A 26,419-nucleotide genomic window follows, 5' to 3' on the forward strand; every position below is an offset into this window, starting at 1 on the left:
ATCAAACGATGTGAGGATTGTTGCGATGGACAAGAGTCTGCTCGCCCGGGACGGCGGCACGCCGGTGCGCTCGGCGCCGCTGCCGTCGGTGATGAACGCCGGCGGCCGGCGGTTCGGCGACGACGAGGTCAAGGCGGTGGAGCGCGTGCTCCGCAGCGGCATGCTGTCCGCGACCTGGGGTACCGAGGTGCCGGCGCTCGAGCTGGAGTTCGCGGACCTGCTCGGCGCCGGGCACGCGGTCGCGTGCAGCTCGGGTACGGCGGCTCTGCACCTGGCCGTGGCCGCGGTCGATCCCGAGCCCGGTGACGAGATCATCACCACGCCGATCAGCGACATGGGCACGGTGTTCCCGATCATGATGCAGAACGCCGTGCCCGTGTTCGCCGACGTCGACCCGATCACCGGGAACCTCGACCCGGCCGCGGTCGCCGCCGCCATCACGCCGCGGACCAAGGCCGTGATCGTGGTGCACCTGTTCGGCAAGCCCGCGCCGGTGCGTGAGCTGCGGGAGCTCTGCGACCAGCACGGGATCCTGCTGATCGAGGACTGCGCCCAGGCGTATCTCGCGCCGGTCGGTGACACGTTCGCCGGCCGGATCGGGCACATCGGCTGCTTCAGCCTGCAGCAGACCAAGCACATCAGCGCCGGCGACGGCGGGCTGGCGATCACCGACGACGCCGCACGTGCTCGGCGGATGCGGCTGTTCGCCGACAAGGGCTGGCCGCGTGACACCGACGAGCGGACGTACCTGTTCCTCGCGCTGAACTACCGGATGACCGAGTTGGTCGCCTCGGTGACCCGGGCACAACTGACCCGCCTGCGTGGCGTCGTGGCAGATCGCCGTACGGCGGCCGCCCGGGCGTCGGCCGGGATCGCGGACCTGGCGGGGATCACCGCTCCACCGGACGGCGGCGACCACGTCTACTGGCAGTATCCGTTGATCCTGTCGCCCTCGGCGGGCGACCTGCACGAGTGGGCGGCAGCTCTCTCCGCCGAGGGCGTGCCGGCCAACGGCGGGTATCTGACCGGTCCGCTGTACGCGGCACCCGCCGTACGGGAGCGTCGTACGTACGGGGATTCCGGGTTCCCGCTGCAGGACGTGTCGTATCCGGTCGGTCTGTGTCCGAACGCCGAAGAGCTGATCAACCACCGGCTGCTGGTCCTGCCCTGGAACGAGAACTACACCGAGGCGGACGTCGACGACATCGTCACGGCGGTCCGCAAGGTCCACAGCGCCCTGGCCCGGGAGGCCCCATGACCGACACTCCCCTGCTGCTCGACTGCGACGTACTGGTCGGGCATGACGTGACGACCGGGCGATGGGGCCGGGCCGAGCGGGTGCAGGAGGTGTTCAAGGCCACCGGGATCTCGGGTGGGGTCGTGTCCTCGTTGCGTGCGGTGCATTTCGACGTACCGTCCGGGAACGCCGAGGCGCAGGAGGTTGCCGAGAGCAACGGCTGGTCGTTGTGCCCGGTGCTGGACCTGCGCGACGCGCTGGGTGCGGAGCGCGAGTTGGAGCGGGTGCTGTCGCTGAGTGAGCCGCCACGGGCGATCCGGCTGGCGCCGACCTTGCAGAGCGTGGAGCCCGGGTATCCGACGTTCGAGCATGTGGTGCGGTTGCTGGTCGAGGCCGGGCTGACGATCTTCGTGGAGGGCGACGTACGGAAGGTTGGTCCGGCGCTGCGTGGTCTCGGGGCGCGGGTCGTCTTCCTAGACACGCACTTCTACTACCTCGGCGACTTCGTCGTACTGGCTCGCTCGGAGCCCGGCTTCCACACGTCGACCCGGATGCTCACCGGTCCCGACTCGCTGGAGATCGTCGCCGGGGAGGTCGGTGCGGACCGGTTGGTGCTCGGTTGCCGGACCCCGTTCCACGAGACCCATTCCGTCGTACGCCGGTTGCTCACCTCCAAGCTCACCCCCGCCGAGATCGCCCAGACCGGCAGCCAGAACCTCACCACCCTCCTGGAGCCCCCATGCTGATCGACGTCCACGCCCACTGGGGCCCGAACCACCACCCCCGTCGTTTGGAGCCACTGTGCTGATCGACGTCCACGCCCACTGGGGCCCGTGGTTCTTCTCCATGGACACGGCCGGCATCGACGTGAACATCGACCTGATGGACCGCTTCGGCATCGACATCCAACTCGTCTCGGCCATCGAAGCCATCGTGTACGACGCTCCCGCCGGCAACCGCTCGCTCGCCGCCCAACTCCCCGCCGACCCCCGCCTCCGCGGCATGCTCGTCGTCGACCCCCGCCGGCTCGACGAAGCCCGCACCGACCTCGACGAACTCCTCGCCGGCGACGGCCGGGATCACTGGGTCGGCGCGAAGATCCACACCGAGTACAGCCGCACCCCCATCGACTCCCCCGCAATGCAGGCCGCCATCGAACTCACCACCGAGTACGGCCTCCCCACCCTCGTCCACACCTGGGCCGGCAACGTCGTCGACCTCGCCGACGTAGCCGCCCGGGTCCCCGGTGCCCAACTGATCGCCGGCCACATGGGCGCCCCCGGCTGGCCCCTGGTCCCCGAAGCCGCGAGCCGCTCCGACCGCATCTGGTTCGAACCCTGCTGGTCAGCCCCCGACGCCCACCGCATCCGCTGGATCCTCGACCAGATCGGCCCCACCCGCCTCATGTTCGGCACCGACGCCACCCTCATCGACCCATCCGTAGCCATCGGCGCCTTCGAAGCCGCCAACCTGACCCCCACCGAACAAGCCGCCATAACCCACCAGAACGCCACCACCCTCTTCACCCTCTAACCACTCCCCCAGTCACGCGCCAACCGCGCCCCAGCCCGGCGACAACCGGCCAGGAGGACAACGGTTGGCCGGGGACCGGTGGGCGGAGGCGCCGCGGTTCAGCCGCGCTGGGGTGGCCGGGGACGGCGGGTTAGGGCGCGCCTGGGTGGTTGGGGGCGAGGAAGACGACGATGTCGTGCTCGGGGCCGCGGGCCTCCGGTTCGGTCCAGCCGAGGCGGCGGTAGAAGGCCAGGGTGGCGTGGTTCTGGTTCCAGGCGAGAAGCCACGCGCGCGGCTCCTGCTCCGTCGCCAGGTCGAGCAACCGGCGACCGAGCCCGGTCCCCCGAGCACTCCGCAGTACTCCGAGCTCATCAATCTCGAACGCGTCGATCAGCAGCGCCTCAACCTGCTCCGAGCCCAGGCGCTGAAGCACACTCCCGTACGAACGATCCGTCCGAAACGGCGCCTTGGTCCGCCAGCCGGTCACGAACCCAACGATCCGCCCGTCCTCCGACCGCTCGATCCACGCCCGAAACCCATCCCGCAGCGCATCACCCTCCAACCGCTTCCGAAACGCAACCCGCGTCTGCTCAGGATCACGATGCGCAAACGGCGGCGCCGTAAACACCTCGACGTACGCCCTCGCCAACTCATCCGCCACCCCAAGCACGTCCGCCCCATAACTCTCCACCACCCCAACGTATCCACACCCAGGGCCCACCCCTGCACCGCGCGACAGCCACCCAGCCACCACTCATCCCACCGCGGCCAACTCCCGACGGCCAGCCCCCTCCCGCGGTGAGCCCCACCAGCGGTCAGCCCAGCGTCGTAGGCGGCTGACGGCCAGCCCTCCTGCGGTCAGCTCCACCGCCAGTCAGCCCTCGCTCGCCAACTCCACCGCCGGAGAGCCCTGCCGCGTCAGCGTCATCGCCGGTCAGCCCAGCGCGTCAGCGTCTGACGGTCGGCAGCGCCACCTCCGATCAGCCCTTCCCCGGTCAGCCCAGCGTCGGCAGCTGCTGCGGGCCAGCTCGTACGGCGGTCATCTCCACCGCCAGTCAGCCCTCCCGCGCCAACTCCACCGCCGGCCAACCCTCCGTCGTCAGCCCGCCAGCGGCCAGCCCTGCCTCGTCAGCTCCAGCGCCGGTCAGCTGCACCGCGGGTCGGCTCTACCGCCGATCAGTTCTCCGCCGGTCAGCTCCAGCAGCGGTCAGCCGTCCCTCGTCTGCGCCACCGGCCGGTCAGCTCGCCCGGTGGTCGGCTGCCCTCATCAGCTCCACCGGTGCCTGGCCGCCCCACATCTGCTCCACCGGTGGCTGGCCGCCCACACTGCTCCTCCGGCGGTCGGCGCTACTGTCGCCAGCTCCGCCGGCGGTTGGCTCGGCCGGTGGTCGGCTGTCCCTTGTCAGGTTCTTTGGTGGTCAGTTCGTGGCTGGGGTGGGTGTGGGGTCCGCGGGTGCGGTGGGCGGGGTGAGTGGGGTGGGGGCGGCGATCGGGGGCGGGGCGGTGAGTGTGGTCGATGCCGTGGGTGCGGGCGGAGGGGTGAATGGGGGCCGCACGTTGACTGGGGTTGGCTCGGTGGCTATTGACTCCAGTTCGGTGCGGAACTGGGGTAGCAGCCAGCGGAATGGCTGGTCGAGGACCCGGGCGATGGTCATCTCGTCGACGCGGAGCAAGCCTCCGATTCGGGCCAGTGCGTCTGGCTCGTCGGTGGCGGCGTACAGGAGGTGGACGACCTCGTGCCGGTGCGCGAACACGGCGAGCGCGGCGGCGGCCAATCCTGCGTCGATTTCAGGCGGACTGGTGATTTCCCCGTTGACTGTCACGTCACCATCAACCCGTCGGCGGGCCGATCGGTTACGTGTCAGTCGTTTCACCGACCCCGGTTGAGCGTCAACTCGGCAGCCAGGAGACCTTCCCGAGCAGGTACGTCGCCCCGATCAGCGCCGTCGTGTCCATCAGGGTGTGCGCGACGACGAACGGCATGATCCGGCCCCAGCGACGGTAGAGGTAGGTGAAGATCACGCCCATGATCACGTTGCCGGCGAAGCCGCCGAGGCCCTGGTAGAGGTGGTAGGAGCCGCGGAGGAGCGCGCTCGCAGCGGTGGCGCCGCGGACGGACCAGCCCAGTTGGTCCAAGCGGTGGTTGAGGTACCCGAGGACGATGACTTCCTCGAGGATGGCGTTCTGCGCGGAGACCGCGACGAGGATCGGGATGCGCCACCAGTAGTCGGGTAGCTGGGACGGGTCGACGGTCAGATTCACGCCGCTGGCGTGTGCCGCGATGTAGAACAGCAGGCCCGCTCCCCCGATGCAGGCGGCGACCGCGACCCCGCGACCGAGATCGCGCCACCGGTCCCGCAGATCGAAACCGATCGTCCGGAGCGACTCACCACCGCGGGCCATCAGATGCCCGACGAGGGCGACCGGCACCAACGCCGTCACCACCGCGAAGATCTGCCAGGAAAGATCCAGCCACGGCCGCCCCGGCGCCCGCGACCCCACGATCACCGCCGTCTGCCCACTGATCGGCTTCGCCGACGTCAGAATCCCGGCGAACGAGATCACCGCCGCCACCCCCGAAGCCCCCAAGGACAGCGCCAGCACCAACCAAACCTCCCGCGTCAACACCCGCCGCCCCACCCTGGCGACGACCGGGTCGCCACCGCCTGATCCGGACGGAGCCAGTTCGCCGGGCCGAGAGTCAGCAGCCGAGCGCTCGCCCGGCTGCGAGCCAGCGGGCGCCGCGGTTGCCGGGGACGTGCCGCCGGTTGCGGGAGCGCCCGGGTGCAGCGCCGACGACGGCAGGGGGTTGGTGTGGGAGTCGGCGGGTGAGGGGGCGGCGCCGGGGTGGGGGGCGGCGGCTGGGGGGTCGACGGGGTTGGTGTCGGTTGGAGTGAGGTCGGGGGTGGGTGGGTCGAGCTCGGCCGGGTTGGGGGGATCGGCGGGTCTCGTCACTCGACCAGTATTGCCCGGTGCTCCAGGGAGCGGGGTGGGGGCTGTGGGGCGGGCGACAATGGGCGGGTGTCAGGGGTTTGGTGGTCGGTGGTGGCGGGTGTTTGCGGCGGCGTTGTGCTGTTTTGGATCGCGCTGATCGTCGCGCTGTGGTTCGCCCGGCCGGACGAGTTGCGGATCCGCGATGCGCTGCGGTTGCTGCCGGATCTGGTGCGGCTGCTGCGGCGCTTGGCGGGTGATCGGGCCTTGCCTCGCGGGGTGCGGGTCAGGCTGTGGATCCTGCTGACCTACCTGGCGATGCCGTTCGATCTCGTGCCTGACTTCATCCCGGTGATCGGGTACGCCGATGACGCGGTGATCGTCGCGTTCGCCCTTCGGTCGGTCACCCGCCGGGCCGGTCCTGACGCGCTGGAGCGGCACTGGCCCGGTACGCCGGACGGTCTGGCCGCCGTACGCCGCCTCGCCGGGCTGCCCACACCCGCCTAGCCCCCGCGCGACAGCTCACCTGCGACCTAGGCCCGTGCGCAGGATGTGAATCGAGCGGCCCCATCCGCCTGCCAGGCAGGTCAGGGCTGGAGGAGATGCATCAGGTCGTCGAGGAGCGTGGCGGGGTCGGCGTTCAGGGCGAACTGGGACTGGATCTGGAGGCCGTCGGAGAGGGCGATCAGGAGGGTGGCGATGGTGGCGGGGTCGGCGGAGGGGTTGAGGGTGCCGGCGGACTGGCGGGCCCGGACGGTGCCGGCCAGGGCTTCGCGGAGATTGGTGTAGCGGTCGACGAAGTAGTCGTGGGCGGTGTGCTGGGGGTCGCCGGCCTCCGCGGAGAAGGTCGAGTAGAGCTGGACCAGGCCCGGTACGTCGCCGTTGTGGCGGATGATCGCGATCAGTTTGTCGATCAGGTCCGACCCGTCGAACCGCTCCACGTCCGCTTCGTCGCGCGCCCGGAGTACGGCCTCGAACAGCTTCTCCTTCGAGCCGAAGTAGTGCAGCAGCCCGGCCTCGCTCAGCCCGACCGCGGCCGCGAGCTCACGGGTCGAGGTCTTCCGGTAGCCGTGCCGGGCGATCACCTCGAGCGCGGCGGTGAGGATCTCCTCGCGCTTGGCGACACCCTTCGCGTACGGCCCTCGAGACGACATGACGAGGATGCTACCGAGCACCCACGCGAAAACCTAGCGCTCTTCGGTTTTCGCGCGTACAGTCGTCGCATGAACCCCAGCCCTGCCGACTTCGACGACCTGCTCGGGCAGCTCACGCTCGAGGAGAAGGTCCGGATCCTGACCGGACAGGACTTCTGGTCCACGCATCCGCTGCCGGCGATCGGCCTGCGCTCGATGGTGCTGTCCGACGGCCCGAGCGGCGTCCGCGGCGCGGTGTGGGACGAACGCGACCCGTCGCTCAATCTCCCGTCCGCAACCGCTCTCTCGTCGTCCTGGGATCTCGACATCGCCCATCGGTACGGCGTCGTCTCCGGCCTCGAGGCCCGGCGCAAGAACGTCGACGTCGTGCTCGGCCCGACCATCAACCTGCACCGCTCGCCGCTGGGCGGACGGCACTTCGAGGCGTTCAGCGAGGACCCGGTCCTGACCGCCGAGCTCGCCGCCGCGTACGTCGCCGGCGTGCAGGAGCTCGGCGTCGGGGCGACCCCGAAGCACTACGTCGCCAACGACTTCGAGACCGAGCGCTTCACCGTGGACGTGGTCGTCAGTGAGCGCACTCTCCGCGAGCTGTACCTGCTCGCGTTCGAGAAGGCGGTCACCGAGTCCAAGGCGTGGCTCGTGATGAGCGCGTACAACTCGATCAACGGCGCCACCGCCTCGGAGAACGAGCTGCTCGAGACACCACTCAACACCGACTGGGGTTTCGACGGCGTCGTGGTGAGCGACTGGACCGCGGTACGCAGCGTGGAGAGCGCCAAGCACTCCCAGGACCTGGCGATGCCCGGCCCGGTCGGCGCCTGGGGCGACGCGCTCGTCGAGGCCGTCCGGTCCGGCGAGGTCAAGGAGGACGCGATCGACCGGAAGGTGCTGCGCCTGCTCGCGCTCGCCGCCCGGGTCGGCGCGCTCGAAGGATTCTCCAAGCCGACGGAAGTACCGCAGGTCGACGGCATCGCCTTCAGCCGTACGGCGTCCGCCGAAGGCTCGGTGTTGCTGAGCAACAAGGGCGAACTGCCGTGGACCGCTCTCCAGCGAGTCGCGGTGATCGGCCACAACGCCCGCGACGCCCGTACGCAGGGCGGCGGCAGCGCGACCGTCATCCCGTCGTCCGTGGTGTCCCCGCTCGACGGACTTCGGAGCGCGCTCCCGGACGCCGAGGTCACCTACTCGATCGGTGCCGTGGTCCAGGAGGGTGTCGCGGAGCTGCCACTCGCGACGATGACCAATCCTCAGACCGGCGAGCCCGGCGCCCGGGTGCGCTTCCTCGGCGCGGACGGCGAAGAGCTGTTCGGCGAGGACCGCTTCTCCAGCGCGCTCGTCTACCTCGGCGGGAACGCGCCGATCGAACAGACCGCGGTCTTCGAGTTCCGCACCACCTACACCCCGGCCGAGAGCGGCGACATCCTGCTCGGCTTCGCCTCGGTCGGCCGCGGCCGCATCTTTGCCGACGGCAACCTCCTGCGCGAGGACGTCGCCGTACCGGTCGGCACGGATCTCGGTGCCGCGCTGCTGTCGCCGCCGTCCATCTCGACCCCGCTCGTGGTGACCGCGGGTCAGCCGGTCGACGTCCGTGTCGAGCTCGAGCTCCCCGACCGCGAGGGCGGACTCAGCAACGCGCTGAGCATCACCGTCGGCGTCGAGCCGGACCGCTCGGATCCGCAGGCGCTGATCGACGAAGCGGTCGCGGCCGCCCGGGCGGCAGAGGTCGCGGTCGTTGTCGTCGGCACCAACTCGAAGGTCGAGTCCGAGGGCTACGACCGTACGTCGCTCGCCCTTCCGGGACGGCAGGACGACCTGGTCCGGGCCGTGGTCGCAGCGAACCCCCGGACGGTCGTCGTCGTCAACGCGGGCTCACCGGTCCTGCTCCCCTGGCGTGACGACGTCGCGGCGTTGCTGGTGACCTACTTCGGCGGCCAGGAGTACGGGAACGCGCTCGCTGACGTGCTGCTCGGCGTCGTCGAGCCCGGCGGGCGCCTCCCGACCACCTGGCCTCGCGAGCAGGACGACGTACCCGTAATCGACGTCACGCCGCGCGAGGGCGTCGTCAGGTACGACGAGGGCGTGCACATCGGCTATCGCGCCTGGCTCCGGGCCGGCACCGAGCCCGCGTTCGGCTTCGGGCACGGCCTCGGCTACACCACCTGGGAGGTATCCGACCTCCGCGCCAACGATCCGTCGTCCGTCGCGCTGACCGTCCGGAACACCGGAGAGCGCGCCGGCAAGCACGTTATCCAGGTGTACGTCGAACGCCCCGAAAGCACCGTGGACCGTCCGGTCCGCTGGCTGGCCGGGTTCACGGTCGTACGCCTCGACGCCGGCCAGGCCCGTGAGGTCACGGTGCATCTCCACGAGCACGCCTTCGACCACTGGGACAACGGCTGGACCACCGAACCTGGTGCCTTCACGATCCGTGCCGGCTCGTCCGTGTCGGATCTTCCGCTCGCGACCGAGCTGGAGATCCGCTAGCTGCCCGGCTGGACGAGTCACGCACGGGCACCAGCGGCGGTCCGGTCGGTGATCCGACCGGGCCGCCGACACTATCTAGCCCTGTACGACGGTTCGGCCGGTGGTGGATTGCCAGTAGAGGACTGAGCGGCCGGAGCGGCGGCGTTCGAGGAGGCCTGCGTCGGTGAGGACCCGGAGGTGGTCCGAGACCGTTGCCAGTGAGAGCCCAGTGGTGGCAACCAGCACGGTCGTGCTGACGGGGCTGGCGGCTTCGACGAGGATGCGTGCTCGGTTGCGGCCGAGCAGTTGGACGAGGGGCTCGGTCGGTGTTTCGGAGCTCGCGAAGATGCCGGTGACCGGGTACGTCAGCGCGAAGCGATCCGGCTTCCGCCAGCTGACGTTGACCCGGTTCGTGTGCGCGGCGATGAACATCAGATCGCGGCCTCGCACGTCCGTGACCGGGTAGTCCCACCGGTTGACCTGGATCCGGCCCTCACCGAGCCAGCGCACGTCCGGACCGAGCCCTCGGAGTACGCCGGACCACCCGTGCTCGCTGAGTCGCGACGTACGGGACACGATGTCGGCCTGCAGCACTCGCAACCGCCGCGGCCAATCGGGCTCGACCGTCGTGCTCCACACCCACCTCAGCAACTCCGCCGCCTGACCGGCCAATCCGTGCGACTCGATCAGCACGGAAGGCAACGGCGTCCGTACGACGCTGAGGTCGGCGCGGATGTGGTCGTCGGAGAGCGCCGTCAGCAGCTCGAGCTCGTCGGACAGCTCGAGATCCGGCTCGAGCGGCGGAACCGTGAAGAAGTCGGCCACCCAGCTCCGGCCGAACGCGCTCTCGAGGATCCCAGCCCAGACCGGCATCCGGGACAGTTGGTGCCGGAACGCGGTGACGTGAGCGTCCTTCCACGAGCGGTACCAGGGCTCGACCGGTGCCCGCAACATCTTCAGCGCCGACACCGTCTCGGTCAGCTGCGAGGTGCCGAAGCGGGCGTTCGCCAGCGTGTCGGCATCGACCAGGAACTCGGACAACGTTTCGCCTCCACCCGAAACTGTGGGCCTGCCGGCAGGTTACGCCGAACGTTGGCGGACATGAGCACCTACCAGCAGATCTTCGCCAACCGCGAGTTCCGGAACCTGTGGATCGGCAGCGCGCTCGGCAACGCGTCGTCGACGATGACCAGCCTGACGCTGGCGATCGTGGTCGACGCCGCGACCGGGTCGGCGCTGCTCGCGGCGATGATCATGTTCGGCCCGTCCCTGGCCCAGGTCCTCGGCGTCTCGACGCTGATGTCGGCGGCCGACACCGCCCGGCCACGGCGGGTGCTCACCCTGCTCGCCGCACTCTCGACCGTCGCGGTCGGCGCGCAGGCCGCCCTAGATCTCGGCGCGGGTCTCCGGCTCCTGCTCGCGCTGGCCGTGGCCTACGGGCTCTCGATCGGATCCGGCGTCCGCTGGGGTCTGCTCGGCGAAGTGGTCGGCGAGGACCAGTTCGTCCTCGGCCGCTCGGCGATGAACCTGTCCGTCGGCGCGATGCAGATCGCCGGCTTCGGGATCGCCGGGCTGTTGCTCCAGGCAATCAGTCCGCCGGCGGTGCTCTGGATCGCGACCGGGTTCGCCGCGCTGACCGTTCCGATGCTCCGGTTCGGCCTGCGAGATCGCGCTCCCCGGCGGGTCGCGCGGACCGGCCTGGCCGAGACCTGGCGCGGCAACCGCCGCCTGCTCAGCCAATCGAACACCCGGCCGCTGCTGTTCGCACTGTCCATCCCGAACGGCCTGATGGTCGGCTGCGAAGCCCTCTTCGTCCCGTACGCCGGACCTCGCGCCGGCTGGCTGCTCGCCGCCGGAGCCGCCGGGATGATGACCGGCGACCTCGTCGTCGGCCGCTTCCTCACCCGGACCGGTCGCCGGATCGCGGGCCGCTGGCTGCGCTTCCTGCTGGCCGTCCCGTTCCTCGGGTTCGCCTTCGACCTGCCGATCGCGGTCCTGGCCGTCCTCGTGGCGCTCGGCAGCAGCGGGTACTCGGCGTCCCTGTCCCAGCAGGAGGTGCTGGTCGACCTCACCCCGGTCGACCTCCGCGGTCAGGTTCTCGGCCTGGAGAGCGCGCTGCGCATGACCGCCTTCGGGATCTTCGCCATCGCGGCCGGTGCCCTCGCCGACCTGACCTCGACCGCCCCGGCCATCACGGTGTTCGCCGCCGCCTCCCTGGTCGTCTCGGCTCTCCTCACCCGCCCGCTGGCGACCGTGATGAACCCCCAGGCGTGGATAGGCTCGCCGCATGGAAGTAGTGCGCCTGAGGAACGTCTCCAAGCGGTACGGCCGGCGAGAGATCCTGGCCGACGTCGACCTGCGGGTGAACGCGGGTGAGCTGCTCGCACTGGTTGGTCCCAACGGCTCGGGCAAGTCCACGGTGCTCAAGCTGATGGTCGGTCTGTCCCGGCCATCGGCCGGCACAGTACGCCGCACCGCGCGGGTGATGAGCTACGTGCCCGACGTGTTCGCGTCGCACGATCGGTTGTCGGCGTCGGCGTACTTGCGGCATATGGGACGGATCCGCGGGCTGAGCTCCGGCGCCGCGCGGAATCGGGCCGGCGAACTGCTGGACCGGCTCGCCTTGTCTGGTGGCGCGGAGACCCCGATGCGGAAGCTGTCCAAGGGCAACGCGCAGAAGGTCGCGCTCGCCCAGGCGCTCCTCGACCCGCCGCAACTCCTCGTCCTCGACGAACCGTGGGCCGGACTCGACGCCACCGCGCACGCTACCCTGCGCGAGCTGCTCACCGAGACGGCCGGGCAGGGCGCCGCCGTCGCATTCACCGAGCATTCCGAGCTGGTGGTCCGCGCGACCGCGACCAGGGTCTGCGAACTCCGCGACGGTCAGCTGCACGCGATCGAAGGCACCGTGGCCGGCCTCACCGAGATCTCGCTGATCGCCGGCGCGGAGCTCGACTGGACCCGGCAGCCCGACGTCCTCGAGGTACGGCGCAACGACACCGGCGTCACGTTGATGCTGCCGACCGGCCGGCACGACGCGGCGTTGCTGACCGCGCTGAACCACGGCTGGTCGGTCACCACGGTCCGGCAGGTGAACCCCGAGTGAGCGCTCTCTACCGTTACCTGATGGCCAGCGTGCTGCTCTCGCAGCGCTACCTCCCGCCGACCCTGATCTTCCTCGGCGCGCTGGCGGTCGGTACGACGTCCGACAACGGGCCGCTGCAGTCGTCGTACTCGTTCTGCGTCCTCGCCATGCTCGTCTGCACGACCTGGCTGTCGGTGAGCATCCTCAATCACGAGGACCCGACCCAGCGCAAGATCACGCTGGTGATGATCGGCAGCTCCCTGCGCGTCCTCGCGATCACGGTGGCCGTGGTGCTGACCTGGTGCGCCCCGCTGCTCGTGGCGGGTCTGGTCTACCCGATCGTCACCGGGAAGCACGTCGTCACCGCGGGCGATCTCGTCGTCGGCGCGGCGGCGCAGCTCGGTGCCGCGATGATCGGGATCACGATCGGTCTGCTCTGCTCGCGGCTGGTGATCCCGCGGATCGGCATCGCCATGCTGACCGCGGCCGCCGCGATCCTCGTCGCGCTGCTGATCAACTGGATCTCGCCGATCCGGCCGCTGATGAGGCTGCTGTCCGAGGGCCGCTCACCGGGCGGTGACGCCGTACCGATCACGCTTCTGACCGCACTGGCCGCGGTCATGCTGGTCGCCGCGCTGTTCGCGACGAGAGCGCTCGCCGACCGGAAGGAGTGACTCAGGAAGCGGCGGCGGCCGACGAGTAACGGAGCGGCGCGACCGACCCGCGGATGATCAGGCTCGTCGCCAGCTCGACATGGTGTGACGAGACCTTCTCCCCCGCGGCGAGCTGGAGCGCGGTCCGAAGCGCCACCGCCCCCATCTCCCGAAGGGGCTGCTTCACCGTGGTCAGCGGCGGCGACGCGAGCCGAGCCACTTCGGTGTCGTCGTAACCCACGACACTGAGGTCTTCAGGAACACGCAGACCGCGTGCCCGCGCGGCCTCGAGGATGCCGAGCGCGACCTCGTCGCTCCCGGCGAAGATCGCCGACGGCCGGTCCGGCAGATCGAGCAATGCCGCTCCCCCGGCCACGCCGTCGTCGTACAGGAAGTCCCGCAACCAGACATGCGACGCCGGCACATCGATGCCGACGGACTCCATCGCGCTGCGGAAGCCGCTCATCCGCGCCTGGTTGCACTCCGACGTCGGCGGGCCGCCGACGTACCCGATCCGCCGGTGCCCGAGCGACAGCAGGTGCTGGGCCGCGGTCATGCCACCGGCGAAGTTGGTCGAGCCGACGCTGGTCACATCGGGCTGGGCGACGTTCGCCGGATCCACCACCACGAGCGGCAGCCGGGCGCGGGCCAGCGCGGCCAGATCCGCGTCGGACAGTTCACTGGTGATGCCGATCGCGGCCCGGCGGCCGTTGGAGATCAGATCGCGGATCCACCGGGCCGTCCGGCCGGAGCTGGAGGTCTGCGGGTGTTTCGGGTGCGCGTTGAGGATCACGTCGACGCCCGCCTCCTGGCCGGCCTCGACCACGCCCTGGATCACCTCGACCGAGTACGCGTTGACGACACCCTGGTAGAAGAGCTCCACGGTGTCCCGCGCGACCGGCTCGGGCCGGCGCCCGACGTACCCGTGCTTCTGCAGGATCTCCTGGACGCGCGCCCGGGTGACCGGCGAGACGTCGCTGCGACCGTTCAGCACCTTGGAGACGGTGGCGACCGAGACACCGGCGGTGCCGGCCACCGTCGCCAGGGTGACGCGACCCTTCAACCGCGACATCTCATCACCCTCCTCCAGGATCCTGAACCGTGACCGGCGTGGTCAGCACGCGATCGTGTCCGACCACCCTCACATCCCCGGTGACCCGGACAGAAGCGCGACACGGCAGGTCGAGCGACGACGTGCCCACCATCACTTCGAAGTCTCCGGGCTCGACGATCCGCCGCAAGTCAGGACCTGTGTACGCCGTCCGGTCGGCGTGCACACGGAACGTCACGTCGACCGCCGCACCCGGCTCCAGCGACACCCGCTCGAACCCGGTCAGCAGCTTCAACGGCCGGGCGACCCGCGCCACCACGTCGCGCAGATACAGCTGGACGACCTCGTCGCCGGCCCGGTCGCCGGTGTTCCGCACCCGCACGGTCGCGGTGAACTCACCGTCGTTCCCGATCTCCGCCGAGCTCAACCGCAGGTCCTCGACCGCGAAACTCGTGTACGACGCTCCGTACCCGAAGGGGAACAACGGCCGGGCCTCGAGCCCGCTGATGCCCGCACTCTCCACGCTGCCGAGGGCCGGCTGCAGGTAGGTACCGGGCTGCCCACCGACGTGCCGCGGGATCTGCACCGGCAGCTTGCCGCTCGGCACGATCCGCCCACTGAGGACGCCGGCGATCGCCGCGGCACCCTCCTGCCCGGGAATGAACGCCTGCACGAGCCCGGCGACCCGGTCGGCGATCCCGCCGAGCGCGTAGGGCCGGCCCGAGACCACCACGACGACGACCGGCTTGCCGGTGTCGAGAAGCGCGTCGACCAGCTCGCCCTGGACGCCAGGCAGCCGCAGGTCCTCGGCGTCACAACCCTCACCCGAGGTGCCGTGGCCGAACAGTCCCGACAGGTCGCCGACGTACGCGATGCAGAGGTCGGCCTCCCGGGCCGCCTCGACGGCCGCCGCGAATCCGGACCGGTCCTCGCCGGTGACCTCACAACCCTTCACCTGCAGGAGATCCAGCTCCGGAAGCTCGTTGCGCAGGGCATCAACCGGGCTGGTCACCTCGATGCCGAGACCCCGCTCCGGATAGCGCGGCAGGACGTGGTTCGGGAACGCGTAGCAGCCCATCAACGTGCGGGGATCGCCGGCGATCGGTCCGACCACCGCGACCTTCGTCAGCTCACGCGACAGCGGCAACGCCGACCCCGCGTCGAGCAGTACGACGGACTTCTCGGCCAACTCCTGCGCGATCGCCCGGTTCTCCGCCGAATCCAGATCGACCCCACCGGAACGCACCGAACCCTCGGGAGTCCACTCCGGATCCAGCAGACCGAGCTCGACCTTCTGCAGCAGCAACCGCCGGGCCGCGCGATCGACCAACTCCTCGGGCACCTCGCCCGACTTCACCTTGTCGACCAGGCCGGCGAACCCGATCGTGTCCGGCAGCTCGACATCGGTGCCGGCGGTCAGCGCCACGGCACCCGCATCCGCGTTGTCGGCGGCAACCCGATGCATCGACGCGAGGAACGGCACCGCCCAGTAGTCCGACACGACCGTCCCGCCGAAGCCCCACTCGTCCCGCAGTACGTCGGTGAACAGCCACGGATCCGCGCTCGCGGGCAGCCCGTCGATATCGGAGTACGAACTCATCACCGACCCCGCGCCGGCCGTCGCGATCGCGGTCTCGAACGTCGGCAGGATGAAGTCCAGCAACTCCCGCCGGCCCATCGACACCGGCCCGTGGTTGCGCCCGGCCCGGGACGCCGAGTACCCGGCGAAGTGCTTCAGCGTCGCGATCACGCCGGCGCTCTGCAGACCTCGCACGTACGCCGAACCGAGCATCGCGACCAGGTAAGGATCCTCGCCCATCGTCTCCTCGACGCGACCCCAGCGATAGTCGCGGACCACGTCGAGCACCGGCGACAGCCCCTGGTGCACGCCGACCGCGGCCATGTCCCGCCCGATCGCGGCCGCCATCCGCTGCACGAGCTCGGGCGCGAACGTCGCACCCCACGCGATCGACGCGGGGTAGACGGTCGCGCCGTACGTCGTGAATCCGGTCAGGCACTCCTCGTGGACCAGCGCCGGGACGCCGAGCCGGGAGTCGGTCAGGACGACGCGGTGCTGGCGGATCAACTCCGCCACACCCTGCTCGACCGACACCGGGACACTGCCCCAGACCCGGGTCAGGTGACCGAGCCCGTCGCGGCTCGCGTCCTCCAGCGACAGCGATCCGCCCGCGGCGAAGACGTCCTCCATCGGCGCGACGTTGATCGTCTCGTCCGCGGGCAGCTCGGTGTCGGCCATGTCGTTGCCGGCCCAGCGGCTGCCGAGCTGGGCGATCTTCTCCTCCAGCGTCATCGCCTGCAGCAGCAGGTCGGCGCGCTTGTCGGCGGGCAGGGCTGGATCGCGCCACGGCTGATCAGTCGAGCTGGACAAGAAAATTCTCCCTTAACCAGGATCTGTGTCGGTGACAAAGTATCGAAAAGGTTTCGAAACTCCGGGCCGCTCGTCACAGATCCGAACCGAACTGTGAATCACCTGTGACAGCAGGCGAATCCGTGACCTCACTGTGACCCCAAACTGCCACTAGTTCAAGTCTTGACAGGTGTATCCCCGAAATCTATGTTTCGAAAACAAGTCATATCGACAGGTGCCTTCCGCAACCTGTGGGGGCAGCACGGAGTACGGAGATCACAGTGGATCCCATGACGACATCCCGGCGTACCTTCCTCGGTCTGGTCGGTGGCGGCGCACTGGCGGCCGGTCTCGCCGCGTGCGGCAGCTCCGGCCCGAAGAGCACGTCCGGTTCCAGCACCGGCGCGGCGGCCGGAACCGGTACGACGTACTGGTTCCTCACCGGTCAGCCGCAGCAGGCGATCCGCGAGGCGCAGGTCAAGCGGTTCAACGACGCCAACCCGAACACCAAGATCAAGACGACCGAGTTCCAGAACGACGCGTTCAAGGCCAAGATCAAGACCGCGATCGGCGCCGGCCAGGGTCCGACGCTGATCTGGGGCTGGGGCGGCGGCGGCCTCAAGGCCTACGTCGAAGCCGGCCAGGTCGAGGACCTGACCGACTGGTTCAACAACGAGCAGGCCGACCTGAAGAACTCGATCTTCCCGTCCGCCTTCACGGCGGCGACCGTCAACGGCAAGCTCTACGCGATCCCGGGCGAGACGGTGACGCCGATCGTGCTGTTCTACGACAAGCGCTCGTTCGAGAAGATCGGCGCCGAGCCCCCGAAGACGTGGCAGGACATCATGAACCTGGTGCCCAAGTTCAACGAGAAGGGCATCGCACCGTTCTCGCTCGGCGGGCAGTCGCGCTGGACCAACATGATGTGGCTGGAGTTCCTGTTCGACCGGATCGGCGGCGCCGAGGTCTTCCAGAACATCTTCGACGGCAAGGCGAACGGCTGGTCCGACCCGTCCGCGCTGAAGGCGCTCGAGGAGATGCAGAACCTGATCAAGGCCAACGGCTTCATCAAGGGCTTCTCCTCGATCACCGCCGACTCCAACGCCGACCAGGCCCTGCTCTACACCGGCAAGGCCGCGATGATGCTGCACGGCGCCTGGACGTACGGCAACATGAAGGCGTCTGGTGGCGACTTCGTGACCGGTGGGCACATGGGCTACATGAACTTCCCGACGTACGAGGGCGGCAAGGGCGACCCGAGCGACACCGTCGGCAACCCGGGTCAGTACATGTCGATCTCCTCCAAGGCGGCCCAGGGCGACAAGGACACCGCGAAGAAGTTCATCGCGAACAACACCCTCGACGACGCCACGGTGGATGCCTGGGTGAAGTCCGGCAACATTCCGGTCGTGAAGAGCGCGAAGGACAAGCTCTCGTCGATCACGGACCAGAACGACTCCGCGTGGCTGAACTTCGTCTACGACACGGCGGCGAACGCGAAGAACTTCGCCCAGTCCTGGGACCAGGCACTCAGCCCGATCCAGGCCGAGACGCTGCTCGACAACATCGCCAAGCTGTTCCAGCTGTCGATCTCCCCACAGCAGTTCGCCGACAGCATGAACGCGGTGATCGGCCAGTGACCGTACTGTCCGCGCTCCTCAGTCCAGGGCTGGAGACACCATGACCGCGACCGCTCCGCCCATTGCACCGGAGACCGGGCGGAAGGCCTCGTCCGGCGTCGGTTCGTCCGGCGCCGGGCGGAGCGGTCCGGTCGCCTGGATGGTGCTGCCCGCGCTGATCATGTTCATCGTGTTCGGCGTCGTCCCACTGGTCGGCGTCTTCGTCCTCAGTTTCACCCACTGGGACGGCCTCGGCGCGATCACCCCGGCGGGCCTGTCCAACTGGCGGTCGATCCTGACCGAGTCCTCGTTGCCGCACAGCATCTTCGTGACGTTCGAGATCATGATCCTGTCGTGGGCGGTGCAGACTCCGATCAGCCTGCTGCTCGGCACGTTCCTGGCCGGCCGCCAGCGGTACCGCGCGCTCCTGGCCGTCCTGTACTTCATCCCGCTGCTGCTCAGCTCGGCCGCGATCGCCATCACCTACAAGGCCCTGCTCGACCCGAACTTCGGTCTGGGCCCGGGGCTGCACCTCGACTTCCTGACCCAGGACTGGCTCGGCAACAGCACGCTGGCCGTCGCCGTGGTCGTCTTCATCGTCTCCTGGCAGTTCATCCCGTTCCACTCGCTGATCTACCAGGGCGGGGTCCGGGCGATCCCGACCACGATGTACGAGGCTGCCTCGATCGACGGCGCCGGCCGGATCCGGCAGTTCTTCAGCATCACGATTCCGCAGCTCAAGTACACGATCATCACGTCGTCGACGCTGATGGTGGTCGGCTCGCTGACCTTCTTCGACCTGATCTTCGTCCTCACCGCGGGCGGACCGGGCGACGCGACCGAAGTTCTCGCCCTCGACATGTACAAGACCGGATTCATGTCGAACCAGATGGGGCCGGCGAGCGTGATCGCCGTGATCCTCGTATTGCTCGGCCTGGCCCTGGCCCTGCTGCTGCGCCGCCTCGGCGGCAGTACGACCGCCAGCCAGCAGGAAGGTGCATGACATGGCAGTGGCCACCAGCAGCACGAGTACGGCGACCCGGCCCGCGCGTGGCGGGCCGGTCCGTGCCCACAAGCTGCTCCAACTGAACTGGTTCGGCGGTCTCGCGGGCTGGATCTGGCTGGCGATCGTGCTGATCCCGCTGTACTGGATCGTCGTCACGAGCTTCAAGGACCAGAGCGCCTACTTCACCCAGAACCCGTTCGCGCTGCCGTCGGCGCCGACGATGACCAACTACAAACTGGTGATCGAGTCCGACTTCCCGCGGTACTTCCTGAACAGCGTGATCGTCACGGTCGGCGTGATCATCCCGGCGGTCGCGATCTCGTTCATGGCGGCGTACGCGATCATCCGGGGCGCCGGCAGCCGGTGGCTGGCCGGGGTCAACGGCCTGTTCCTGATGGGGCTCGCGATCCCGCTGCAGGCCACCATCATCCCGGTCTACCTGCTGATCATCCGGATGCACCTCTACGACAGCCTGCTGGCCCTGATCCTGCCGTCGGTCGCGTTCTCGATCCCGCTGTCGGTGCTGGTGCTGACGAACTTCGTCCGGGACGTGCCGAAGGAACTGTTCGAATCCATGCGCGTCGACGGCGCGACCGAGTGGGACATGATGCGCAAGCTCGCGCTGCCGCTGACCCGGCCCGCCCTCGTCACGGTCAGCATCTACAACGGCCTCGCCGTCTGGAACGGGTTCCTCCTGCCGCTGATCCTGACCCAGAGCCCCGACAAGCGCACGCTGCCGCTGGCGCTGTGGACCTTCCAGGGTCAGTACAGCGTGAACGTCCCGGCAGTCCTCGCCTCGGTCGTCCTGACCACACTGCCGATCGTGCTCCTGTACGCCGTCAGCCGACGGCAGCTCCTCAGCGGCCTGACCGCCGGCTTCAGCCGGTAGTCACAGCCGCCGGGTCCGGGGCCTGACCGCCCACGACGTCAACGCCAGTACGGCGAACGCGGTGGGGGCGATCATCCCGCTGAACTGGTGCGCGGCGGCGTTCGACGCCGCCGCGCCCACCATGTTGATCAGCACCCCGGCGTACGCCCACTCCTTCAGCCGTGGCAGCCGGGGTGCGAGCAGCACCACCGCGGCGGCGACCTTCGCCGTGCCGAGGATGGTGGCCAGGTAACTCGGATACCCGAGGTCGATCATCATCGGGTAGAACGGCGCCAGCCGCAGCAGGTCCATCGTGCCGCCGACGGCACACTCCCCCACCACGATCGTGGTGACAGCCCAGTACGCACTGCTTCTCATCGGATCACCTGCTATCGAAACGGATCCGTACTCTTACCTATCGGTACGATAGCGTTTCGATGGAGGAGGATCAATGGCAGCTGTGTCCCGGGGCGACGGAGCCCGGCAGCGGATGCTCGCGGCCGCGCTCGAGGTGCTGGACGAGTCCGGCCTGGCCGGTTTCACGATGGAGGCGGTGGCCCGGCGGGCCGGCGCCAGCAAGGCCACGCTCTACCGGCGCTGGCCGACCACGGGTGCGTTGCTGGTCGATGCGATGGACGCGACCTTCCGGCCGTTCCCGATGCCGGACACCGGCCGGGTCGACACCGACGTGGCCGAGATCCTGACCGCGTTCGTGACGATGCTCGAGCGTACGCCGTTCCCCCGGCTGCTCGCCGCCTTCATCGACGCCGCCGAACGCGACCCGGCGCTGTCCCGGCTCCACACCGACTTGACCAACCGCCGCCGCGAGCCCCTCCTCGCCGTCCTGGAACGCGGCCGCGACCGCGGCGAACTCGGTCCCGACACCGACCCCGAACTGACCACGGACCTCCTGACCAGCCCGTTCTTCTACCGCCACTTCGTCGCCCACCGCCCCATCCCCCGCGGCATGGTCGACGACGTCATCGCCCGGGTGCTGTCGCCGTAGAGCCGGCGGGTGCCGTCGTGGAGGACGATCAGGCCGGTGCGGCCGGGCCGGCTCTGCAACCAGGTGAGTGCGTCGGGACCGAGGGCGAAGGCGGCGGTGGCGTCGAGGTCGGCTTGGGTGAGACTCGGGTGAACGACCGTGACCGAGGCGATCGCGGTCGGTGTCGAGCCGGTGCGGGCGTCGGTGATGTGGTTGCCTCGGCGGTTCAGGCCGGACGTGGCGATCGCGCCGCGGCGGATCGGGACCACCGCTGCCAGCTTGTCCGGGGCGTGCGGGTCTTCGACGCCGATTCGCCATGCGGGCGCGTCGGGGTCGGCGACGGCGCAGGTCATGTCGCCGCCCGCGGAGAGGCAGTAGTCCGTGTCGGGCAGTTGCGCGAGAGTGTGGGCCGCTCGTTCGACGGCCCAGCCCTTCACGACCCCACTCGGGTCCAATCGGCCGGAACGTCGTACGTCGAACGCGCCGTCGGACTCCAGTCGGGCCTGTTCGCCGAGCGCCAGGACTTCGGCGACCTCGGGCGGGCAGTCCGCGACAGCGAGTTCGCCGCGGCCGAGGCGGGAGATGCAGGAGTCGGCGCGGTAGGTGCTGAAGACGCGGTCCGCCGTACGGAGGACTTCGAGCGCCTCGGCCCAGGCCCGCTTGGCGCGTACGTCGTCGGTGTGGCGGCCGCGGAGCGCGAGGCTGATCGGCATGCCCATCACGTGGTCGACATACCTGGTCATTTCGCCTGGTCCAGAGCGCTTTGCAGGGAACGGATGTAGCCGTCGCTGGTGACGGTCGCTCCGCTGACCATGTCGATCTGGGCGCTCTGCGCCTGCTTGGTCTCGTCGATCAGGATCGGCAGCGCGTAGTCGTTGATCTCGGCGTCGCGGTGGTTCCCGTTCGGGTACTGCAGGACGCTGACGTCGGTGATCTTCCCGCCCTGCAAGGTCAGCTGGACCTGGACCGGTCCCCACTGCGTCGAGGCGACGTCCCCGGTGACAGTCGTCGAGGACGACGACGAAGACGGAGAAGGGGACGGTGTGGGAGTGCCGCCGTCGTCCGTGTCGTCGCCACCGGAACCGGCGCCGGCCGACGGTGTGGGTGACGGGTTGCTGTTCACCGAGCCACCACTGATCGGCGGCGCCACGGCCTGCGGTCCGGAGGTCGAGGTGTGGTAGGCGAACAGCAGGACGACGACCGTCGCCGTACTGAGGAACCAGAGGACGATGCGTTTCACGGCGGTCACCACTTGAAGGTCTCGAGATGGAGTTGGCCGGGCGGCAGACCGGTGGCGTCGAGGGTGCGCCGCACCAGCTCGGCCCAGCGATCCGGCCCACAGAGGTAGACATCGCGCTCGGCGATGTCGGGAATCCAGTACAGAAGCGCTTGCAGGTCGTCGAGGTCGTCGATCCCCGGACCGAGCCATGAGTCCGTCCGCCGGCGATGGCCCGGCACCGTCAGCAGATCCAGACCGCGCTGGTGCCGCAATGCCTGCAACTCGTGGGGAAACAACGGTTCGTCGGTGTATCGCTGGACGAGGATCGCTTCCCGCGGGGCGTAGCTGAGTCCTTCGGCGAGCGCTCGCAATGGCGTGATGCCGACACCAGCGCCGATCAGCGCGATCTTCCGCCGTGTCCGGGCACGCGGACTGAGCCGACCGTACGGGCCTTCCACCAGTACGCGAGCCCCCGGCCGGATCGAACGGAGTGCCGTACTGCCGTCACCTGCTTCCTGGACGGTGATCCGCAGACCGTGGCCGTTCGGTGCCGCGGACAACGAGTACGGGTTCGCCCGGGTCCAGCCGGGCCGGTCGAGGAAGCGCCAGGAGAAGAACTGCCCGGCCTCGGCCGGCAGCCGGTCGAGCTGCCGGCCGGCGACGTACACCGAGACCACGTGCTCGGCCTCCGGTACGACGGCGGTCACGCGCAACCCGTGTCGTGCGTTGCGCCAGACCGGCACGCCGACCCGGAAGACGAGGATCGTCGCCGCCGCGACCGCCCAGGCCGTCCACCAGAACACGGTCCGGCCGGTCGACGACAGGAACTCCTGCCCCGTCCACAGCTGGTGCGGAAGCGCGAGTCCGACGCCGAGATAGGCATAGAGATGCAGCAGGTGCCACGACTCGTACCGGATCCGCCGGCGGGCAGCCCGGATACTCGATCCCACGCTCAGGAACAGGCAGGCGGTGCCGGCGACCGCGAGCAGCATGCCCGGATAGTTCACCGTGAGGTCCCACAGGGTCGCGGGCGTCCGGCTCAGCTCGCCCTCGGCGTACCCCCACGTGATCGCGACGACATGCGCCAGCATCAGGTTGAACGACGTGAAGCCGGTGAGCCGGTGGATCCGCGCCAGCCGGTCCTGCCCGAAGGCGGTCTCCAGCCAAGGCACCCGGGCCATCAGGACGACCTGCGCGAGCAACAACACGGCAGAGACCAGACCGGTCAGCCGGCCGACCGCGGTCAGCCCGGTCGCCCAGCCACCCAGCTCCTGGACACCACCGTCGGCCACCCACCAGTAACAGACCAGCAGCAGGCTCAGCCACAGCACCGCCATCGCGGCAACACGCAGCACGCCATCGGCGCGAGCCCGTCGTGCGTCGATCATCAGCTCTCCCGGGGTGTGGCGGAACCACCTCAGTGTCGAGCGCCGATCTGTGCGTGACCTTGGCTCTGGCTGTGAGTGAGCTGTGAAGTCCTCGTTTGATTGCGCCGGCCGCGATGAACAGATACCGTTGGGTGTTTGTGCCGGGCATAAAAAAAGACGCCCACTCGGGGCATCTGTTAACAGAATATCAGAGCAATTGGAGTAATGCAAGGACGATCGGGGGCAGTGTGACAGACCAGCTACTGGCGCGGGAGATCGCTGCGGAGCAAGGGGAAGTGACGGCGATGTACGACCGGCTCGACATCCTGCGCGAACGGGCAGGCGCGGAATTGGAACGGGTCCAGGGAGAGGAAACCACCGACACCAATCAGGCCCGGACGGAAAGGGAATCGTTCACCGATCTGTTCTCCGGGAGATTCTCCCAACTGTCGTCGGTGGAACGCGGACTGTGTTTCGGGCGGATCGACGAAACCGGCGGAGACCGGTTCCACATCGGCCGGATCGGGCTGTTCAGCGACGACTACGACCCGATCCTGATCGACTGGCGGACACCGGTCGCGCAGGTCTTCTACCGGGCCACCGCGGCCGACCCGCTGGGCGTCAAACGCCGCCGGCACATCCGGCTGCGGGGCCGGACGGTGGTCGGTGTGGACGACGACGTCCTCGACCTCGACGCGCTCGGCGAGACCGAGCGGAGCACGCTGATCGGCGAGGCCGCGCTGCTGTCGTCCCTCGGCGCGAGTCGCACCGGCCGGATGAACGAGATCGTCGCGACCATCCAGTCCGAGCAGGACGAGATCATCCGCTCCGGGCTGCCCGGCGTCCTCGTCGTCCAAGGCGGTCCGGGCACCGGCAAGACCGTGGTCGCGCTGCACCGGGCGGCGTACCTGCTCTACACGTACCGCGAGCAGCTCGCGCGCAGTGGCGTCCTCGTGGTCGGGCCGAACAGCACGTTCCTCCGCTACATCGACCAGGTGCTCCCCTCACTGGGCGAGACCGACGTGGTGCTGGCGACGATCGGCGAGCTGTACCCGGGCGTGGAGGTGACCGCGCCGGAGTCCCCGGAGGCCGCCCGGATCAAGGGTGAGCTGGCCATGGCCGAGGTCCTCGAGCAGGCGGTCCGTGGGTTCCAGCTGGTCCCGGGCGCGCCGATCGAGCTGAAGGTCGACCAGCACGAGCTCGTCCTGCGGCCGGACGTCGTCCGCAAGGCGCAGACGCACGCCCGGGCCTCGGACGAGCCGCACAACCGGGCCCGTCCGCTCTTCGTCCGGCGGATCCTCAAGACGCTGACCAACCAGATCGTCGACCGCATCGGGCGCCAGTACGTCGGTGCCGAGGACATCGAGGACATCCGCAAGGAGCTGTCCGAGGACGATCGGGTCCAGGCGATGCTCGACCAGCTCTGGCCCGAGCTCACGCCGCAGCTCCTCGTCAGCGTGTTGTTCTCGTCGGCGGATCGGCTCAAGGCAGCTGCCCCGCATCTCACCGACGACGAGTTGGTGGCCGTGCTCCGGCCGGCCGGCCTCGGCTGGTCGCCGTCCGACGTCGCGCTCCTCGACGAGGCCGCCGAACTGCTCGGGGACACCGCCGCGACCGTTGCCGCGCGCAACCGTCAGGCCGCCGCGGCGGACGCCGGCGAGGAGTCCAACCGCGAGTACGCCCGTGGGGTCGTCGACATCGAGCTGACCGCGGACCGGATCGAGCTCATGCCGTGGGAGATCGAGCAGTTCGCCGATCTCGTCGCCCGCCGGACCCAATTGATCGAGAACCCGGTCACGCTCGCCGAGCGGGCTGCCAACGACCGCACCTGGGTCTTCGGGCACGTCATCGTCGACGAGGCGCAGGAGCTGTCCGAGATGGACTGGCGGATGCTGATGCGCCGCTGCCCGCGGCGCTCGATGACCCTGGTCGGCGACATCGCCCAGACGGGTTCGGCGGCCGGCGTACGCTCGTGGGCCGAACTGCTCGACAAGTACGCGCCGCGGCGGTGGCGCAGTGCCGAGCTGACCGTCAACTACCGCACGCCCGCGGAGATCATGACCGTCGCGGCGGACGTACTCGCCGCGATCGACCCGTCACTGCGGCCACCCACCTCGGTTCGCGAGACAGGAGTCGAGCCGTGGATCCGGAGCGTGCCGGCCGAGGAGTTCACCGAGGCGCTGATCACCGCGATCAAGACCGAACGTGAGGCGATCGGCGACGGCCGGCTCGCCGTCATCGTGCCCGCACCCCGGTACGACGAGTTGGCCGGCGTACTACCTGAGGTTGCCCACAGCCACGACGCGTCTGTGCTCGACGCGGACGTCGCCCTGCTCGACGTACTCCAGTCCAAGGGTCTCGAGTTCGACGCGGTCCTGATCGCGGACCCGGCCGGCATCATCACCGAGTCCGGCCGCGGCCTCTCCGATCTCTACGTCGCCGTGTCCCGCGCGACCAAACGCCTCGGCATCCTCAGCCCGGGCGACCTCCCGGAGGTCCTCACTCAGGTACGACGTACTCCGCGTCCGTGACGTGGTCACCCCACTCGATCTCCGGCTCGTCGCCGCCGGTGCCTTCCCAGATAGCGGTGTGGACCATGAAGTTGTCCGGAGCACCGCCGTGCCAGTGCCACTCCCCCGGCGGCGTGTAGATCACGTCGCCGGGGCGGATCACGGTGACCTCGCTGCCGCGGGACTGGATCAGGCCGACGCCGTCGGTGACGTGCAGCGTCTGGCCGTTCGCGTGCCGGTGCCACGCCGTACGGGCGCAGGGCGCGAAGCGGACGGTGTTGACGCGGACCCGGGACGGCGCCTCGCCGCGGATCACCACGTCGAACCACACGTCACCGGTGAACCACTCGGCCGGGCCTTTGGCGGTCGGGGGTTTGGGGAGGATCCGCAC

The 26,419-nt window shown here is 69.4% G+C and carries 25 protein-coding genes; 13 read left to right on the forward strand and 12 right to left on the reverse strand.

Annotation, left to right across the window (positions count from 1 at the left end; genetic code table 11):
* Positions 1-25 precede the first annotated feature (25 nt).
* From ACZ6O0_RS05190 to ACZ6O0_RS05200, 3 genes are read left to right on the forward strand one after another with little or no spacing between them, the layout of a single operon-like run.
* The gene (locus ACZ6O0_RS05190; protein ID WP_465763541.1) at positions 26-1,258 is read left to right on the forward strand and encodes a DegT/DnrJ/EryC1/StrS family aminotransferase; all 1,233 of its coding nucleotides are present in this window, start codon (positions 26-28) and stop codon (positions 1,256-1,258) included.
* A complete protein-coding gene (locus tag ACZ6O0_RS05195) occupies positions 1,255-1,983 on the forward strand; it encodes an amidohydrolase family protein (RefSeq protein ID WP_465763542.1) in 729 nt (242 codons plus the stop codon). Before ACZ6O0_RS05190 ends, ACZ6O0_RS05195 begins: the two co-directional genes overlap by 4 nt.
* A 55-nt stretch (positions 1,984-2,038) precedes the next feature.
* A complete protein-coding gene (locus ACZ6O0_RS05200) occupies positions 2,039-2,770 on the forward strand; it encodes an amidohydrolase family protein (protein ID WP_465763543.1) in 732 nt (243 codons plus the stop codon).
* A gap of 130 nt (positions 2,771-2,900) precedes the next feature.
* On the opposite strand, the gene ACZ6O0_RS05205 is transcribed toward ACZ6O0_RS05200, so the two are convergent.
* From ACZ6O0_RS05205 to ACZ6O0_RS05215, 3 genes are all read right to left on the reverse strand, one after another.
* The gene (locus ACZ6O0_RS05205; RefSeq protein ID WP_465763544.1) at positions 2,901-3,440 is read right to left on the reverse strand and encodes a GNAT family N-acetyltransferase; all 540 of its coding nucleotides are present in this window, start codon (positions 3,438-3,440) and stop codon (positions 2,901-2,903) included.
* Between the two features lie 727 nt (positions 3,441-4,167).
* Entirely contained in the window at positions 4,168-4,572 is a 405-nt protein-coding gene (locus tag ACZ6O0_RS05210) for a hypothetical protein (RefSeq protein ID WP_465763545.1), read from the reverse strand.
* A 67-nt stretch (positions 4,573-4,639) separates the two neighbouring features.
* Entirely contained in the window at positions 4,640-5,704 is a 1,065-nt protein-coding gene (locus tag ACZ6O0_RS05215; RefSeq protein WP_465763546.1) for a CPBP family intramembrane glutamic endopeptidase, read from the reverse strand.
* A 114-nt stretch (positions 5,705-5,818) separates the two neighbouring features.
* Between ACZ6O0_RS05215 and ACZ6O0_RS05220 the strand changes: the two genes are divergently transcribed.
* The gene (locus tag ACZ6O0_RS05220) at positions 5,819-6,187 is read left to right on the forward strand and encodes a YkvA family protein (RefSeq protein WP_465763547.1); all 369 of its coding nucleotides are present in this window, start codon (positions 5,819-5,821) and stop codon (positions 6,185-6,187) included.
* A gap of 80 nt (positions 6,188-6,267) precedes the next feature.
* Here the strand turns inward: ACZ6O0_RS05220 and ACZ6O0_RS05225 are convergent, their stop codons facing one another.
* Entirely contained in the window at positions 6,268-6,834 is a 567-nt protein-coding gene (locus ACZ6O0_RS05225) for a TetR/AcrR family transcriptional regulator (protein ID WP_465763548.1), read from the reverse strand.
* Between the two features lie 69 nt (positions 6,835-6,903).
* Here ACZ6O0_RS05225 and ACZ6O0_RS05230 point away from each other — a divergent pair, with 69 nt between their 5' ends.
* The gene (locus ACZ6O0_RS05230; protein ID WP_465763549.1) at positions 6,904-9,318 is read left to right on the forward strand and encodes a beta-glucosidase; all 2,415 of its coding nucleotides are present in this window, start codon (positions 6,904-6,906) and stop codon (positions 9,316-9,318) included.
* Between the two features lie 75 nt (positions 9,319-9,393).
* On the opposite strand, the gene ACZ6O0_RS05235 is transcribed toward ACZ6O0_RS05230, so the two are convergent.
* The gene (locus tag ACZ6O0_RS05235) at positions 9,394-10,338 is read right to left on the reverse strand and encodes an ArsR/SmtB family transcription factor (protein ID WP_465763550.1); all 945 of its coding nucleotides are present in this window, start codon (positions 10,336-10,338) and stop codon (positions 9,394-9,396) included.
* A gap of 60 nt (positions 10,339-10,398) precedes the next feature.
* Here ACZ6O0_RS05235 and ACZ6O0_RS05240 point away from each other — a divergent pair, with 60 nt between their 5' ends.
* Genes ACZ6O0_RS05240 through ACZ6O0_RS05250 form a run of 3 tightly spaced genes read left to right on the forward strand, consistent with a single transcriptional unit; the run spans position 10,399 to position 13,056 of the window.
* Positions 10,399-11,673 (forward strand): MFS transporter, encoded by a 1,275-nt coding sequence (locus ACZ6O0_RS05240; RefSeq protein WP_465763551.1) that lies wholly within the window; start codon positions 10,399-10,401, stop codon positions 11,671-11,673.
* The gene (locus tag ACZ6O0_RS05245) at positions 11,585-12,403 is read left to right on the forward strand and encodes an ABC transporter ATP-binding protein (protein ID WP_465763552.1); all 819 of its coding nucleotides are present in this window, start codon (positions 11,585-11,587) and stop codon (positions 12,401-12,403) included. Before ACZ6O0_RS05240 ends, ACZ6O0_RS05245 begins: the two co-directional genes overlap by 89 nt.
* A 20-nt stretch (positions 12,404-12,423) precedes the next feature.
* Positions 12,424-13,056: a hypothetical protein gene (locus ACZ6O0_RS05250; protein WP_465763553.1), complete on the forward strand. Its 633-nt coding sequence runs from the start codon at positions 12,424-12,426 to the stop codon at positions 13,054-13,056.
* 1 nt (position 13,057) lies between these two features.
* On the opposite strand, the gene ACZ6O0_RS05255 is transcribed toward ACZ6O0_RS05250, so the two are convergent.
* The gene (locus ACZ6O0_RS05255; RefSeq protein ID WP_465763554.1) at positions 13,058-14,107 is read right to left on the reverse strand and encodes a LacI family DNA-binding transcriptional regulator; all 1,050 of its coding nucleotides are present in this window, start codon (positions 14,105-14,107) and stop codon (positions 13,058-13,060) included.
* 4 nt (positions 14,108-14,111) lie between these two features.
* A complete protein-coding gene (locus ACZ6O0_RS05260) occupies positions 14,112-16,475 on the reverse strand; it encodes a glycoside hydrolase family 3 N-terminal domain-containing protein (protein ID WP_465763555.1) in 2,364 nt (787 codons plus the stop codon).
* A gap of 269 nt (positions 16,476-16,744) precedes the next feature.
* Here ACZ6O0_RS05260 and ACZ6O0_RS05265 point away from each other — a divergent pair, with 269 nt between their 5' ends.
* Genes ACZ6O0_RS05265 through ACZ6O0_RS05275 form a run of 3 tightly spaced genes read left to right on the forward strand, consistent with a single transcriptional unit; the run spans position 16,745 to position 19,968 of the window.
* Complete coding sequence (locus ACZ6O0_RS05265) at positions 16,745-18,094, forward strand: extracellular solute-binding protein (protein ID WP_465763556.1); 1,350 nt, start codon at positions 16,745-16,747, stop codon at positions 18,092-18,094.
* A gap of 40 nt (positions 18,095-18,134) precedes the next feature.
* Positions 18,135-19,076, forward strand: a complete 942-nt coding sequence (locus ACZ6O0_RS05270; RefSeq protein ID WP_465763557.1) for a carbohydrate ABC transporter permease — start codon at positions 18,135-18,137, stop codon at positions 19,074-19,076.
* 1 nt (position 19,077) lies between these two features.
* Positions 19,078-19,968 (forward strand): carbohydrate ABC transporter permease, encoded by an 891-nt coding sequence (locus ACZ6O0_RS05275; RefSeq protein WP_465763558.1) that lies wholly within the window; start codon positions 19,078-19,080, stop codon positions 19,966-19,968.
* Here ACZ6O0_RS05275 and ACZ6O0_RS05280 read toward each other — a convergent pair whose 3' ends face one another.
* The gene (locus ACZ6O0_RS05280) at positions 19,969-20,325 is read right to left on the reverse strand and encodes a DoxX family protein (protein ID WP_465763559.1); all 357 of its coding nucleotides are present in this window, start codon (positions 20,323-20,325) and stop codon (positions 19,969-19,971) included.
* Between the two features lie 73 nt (positions 20,326-20,398).
* Here ACZ6O0_RS05280 and ACZ6O0_RS05285 point away from each other — a divergent pair, with 73 nt between their 5' ends.
* Positions 20,399-20,953, forward strand: coding sequence for a TetR/AcrR family transcriptional regulator (locus tag ACZ6O0_RS05285; RefSeq protein WP_465763560.1), 555 nt, complete (start codon positions 20,399-20,401; stop codon positions 20,951-20,953).
* Here ACZ6O0_RS05285 and ACZ6O0_RS05290 read toward each other — a convergent pair.
* Genes ACZ6O0_RS05290 through ACZ6O0_RS05300 form a run of 3 tightly spaced genes read right to left on the reverse strand, consistent with a single transcriptional unit; the run spans position 20,875 to position 23,539 of the window.
* Positions 20,875-21,675, reverse strand: coding sequence for an FAD:protein FMN transferase (locus ACZ6O0_RS05290; protein ID WP_465763561.1), 801 nt, complete (start codon positions 21,673-21,675; stop codon positions 20,875-20,877). The genes ACZ6O0_RS05285 and ACZ6O0_RS05290 overlap by 79 nt on opposite strands.
* A complete protein-coding gene (locus ACZ6O0_RS05295) occupies positions 21,672-22,172 on the reverse strand; it encodes an FMN-binding protein (protein ID WP_465763562.1) in 501 nt (166 codons plus the stop codon). Before ACZ6O0_RS05295 ends, ACZ6O0_RS05290 begins: the two co-directional genes overlap by 4 nt.
* Before the next feature lie 5 nt (positions 22,173-22,177).
* On the reverse strand, positions 22,178-23,539 hold the full coding sequence (locus ACZ6O0_RS05300) for a ferredoxin reductase family protein (RefSeq protein WP_465763563.1): 1,362 nt from the start codon (positions 23,537-23,539) through the stop codon (positions 22,178-22,180).
* A gap of 227 nt (positions 23,540-23,766) precedes the next feature.
* On the opposite strand from ACZ6O0_RS05300, the gene ACZ6O0_RS05305 reads away from it, so the two are divergent.
* Positions 23,767-26,049: a HelD family protein gene (locus ACZ6O0_RS05305; protein WP_465763564.1), complete on the forward strand. Its 2,283-nt coding sequence runs from the start codon at positions 23,767-23,769 to the stop codon at positions 26,047-26,049.
* Here ACZ6O0_RS05305 and ACZ6O0_RS05310 read toward each other — a convergent pair.
* A complete protein-coding gene (locus ACZ6O0_RS05310) occupies positions 26,018-26,419 on the reverse strand; it encodes a (R)-mandelonitrile lyase (protein ID WP_465763565.1) in 402 nt (133 codons plus the stop codon). The two genes, ACZ6O0_RS05305 and ACZ6O0_RS05310, sit on opposite strands and share 32 nt — an antisense overlap.

The organism is Kribbella sp. NPDC048837, from assembly GCF_055586945.1.

Bases quoted from the DNA above. Each gene is read 5' to 3' on its own strand.
- ACZ6O0_RS05255 (WP_465763554.1), bottom strand. From the start codon at position 14,107: ATGTCGCGGTTGAAGGGTCGCGTCACCCTGGCGACGGTGGCCGGCACC.
- ACZ6O0_RS05300 (WP_465763563.1), bottom strand. From the start codon at position 23,539: ATGATCGACGCACGACGGGCTCGCGCCGATGGCGTGCTGCGTGTTGCC.
- ACZ6O0_RS05250 (WP_465763553.1), top strand. From the start codon at position 12,424: ATGGCCAGCGTGCTGCTCTCGCAGCGCTACCTCCCGCCGACCCTGATC.
- ACZ6O0_RS05245 (WP_465763552.1), top strand. From the start codon at position 11,585: ATGGAAGTAGTGCGCCTGAGGAACGTCTCCAAGCGGTACGGCCGGCGA.
- ACZ6O0_RS05195 (WP_465763542.1), top strand. From the start codon at position 1,255: ATGACCGACACTCCCCTGCTGCTCGACTGCGACGTACTGGTCGGGCAT.
- ACZ6O0_RS05280 (WP_465763559.1), bottom strand. From the start codon at position 20,325: ATGAGAAGCAGTGCGTACTGGGCTGTCACCACGATCGTGGTGGGGGAG.
- ACZ6O0_RS05285 (WP_465763560.1), top strand. From the start codon at position 20,399: ATGGCAGCTGTGTCCCGGGGCGACGGAGCCCGGCAGCGGATGCTCGCG.
- ACZ6O0_RS05225 (WP_465763548.1), bottom strand. From the start codon at position 6,834: ATGTCGTCTCGAGGGCCGTACGCGAAGGGTGTCGCCAAGCGCGAGGAG.
- ACZ6O0_RS05190 (WP_465763541.1), top strand. From the start codon at position 26: ATGGACAAGAGTCTGCTCGCCCGGGACGGCGGCACGCCGGTGCGCTCG.
- ACZ6O0_RS05265 (WP_465763556.1), top strand. From the start codon at position 16,745: ATGACGACATCCCGGCGTACCTTCCTCGGTCTGGTCGGTGGCGGCGCA.
- ACZ6O0_RS05270 (WP_465763557.1), top strand. From the start codon at position 18,135: ATGACCGCGACCGCTCCGCCCATTGCACCGGAGACCGGGCGGAAGGCC.
- ACZ6O0_RS05275 (WP_465763558.1), top strand. From the start codon at position 19,078: ATGGCAGTGGCCACCAGCAGCACGAGTACGGCGACCCGGCCCGCGCGT.
- ACZ6O0_RS05290 (WP_465763561.1), bottom strand. From the start codon at position 21,675: ATGACCAGGTATGTCGACCACGTGATGGGCATGCCGATCAGCCTCGCG.
- ACZ6O0_RS05230 (WP_465763549.1), top strand. From the start codon at position 6,904: ATGAACCCCAGCCCTGCCGACTTCGACGACCTGCTCGGGCAGCTCACG.
- ACZ6O0_RS05240 (WP_465763551.1), top strand. From the start codon at position 10,399: ATGAGCACCTACCAGCAGATCTTCGCCAACCGCGAGTTCCGGAACCTG.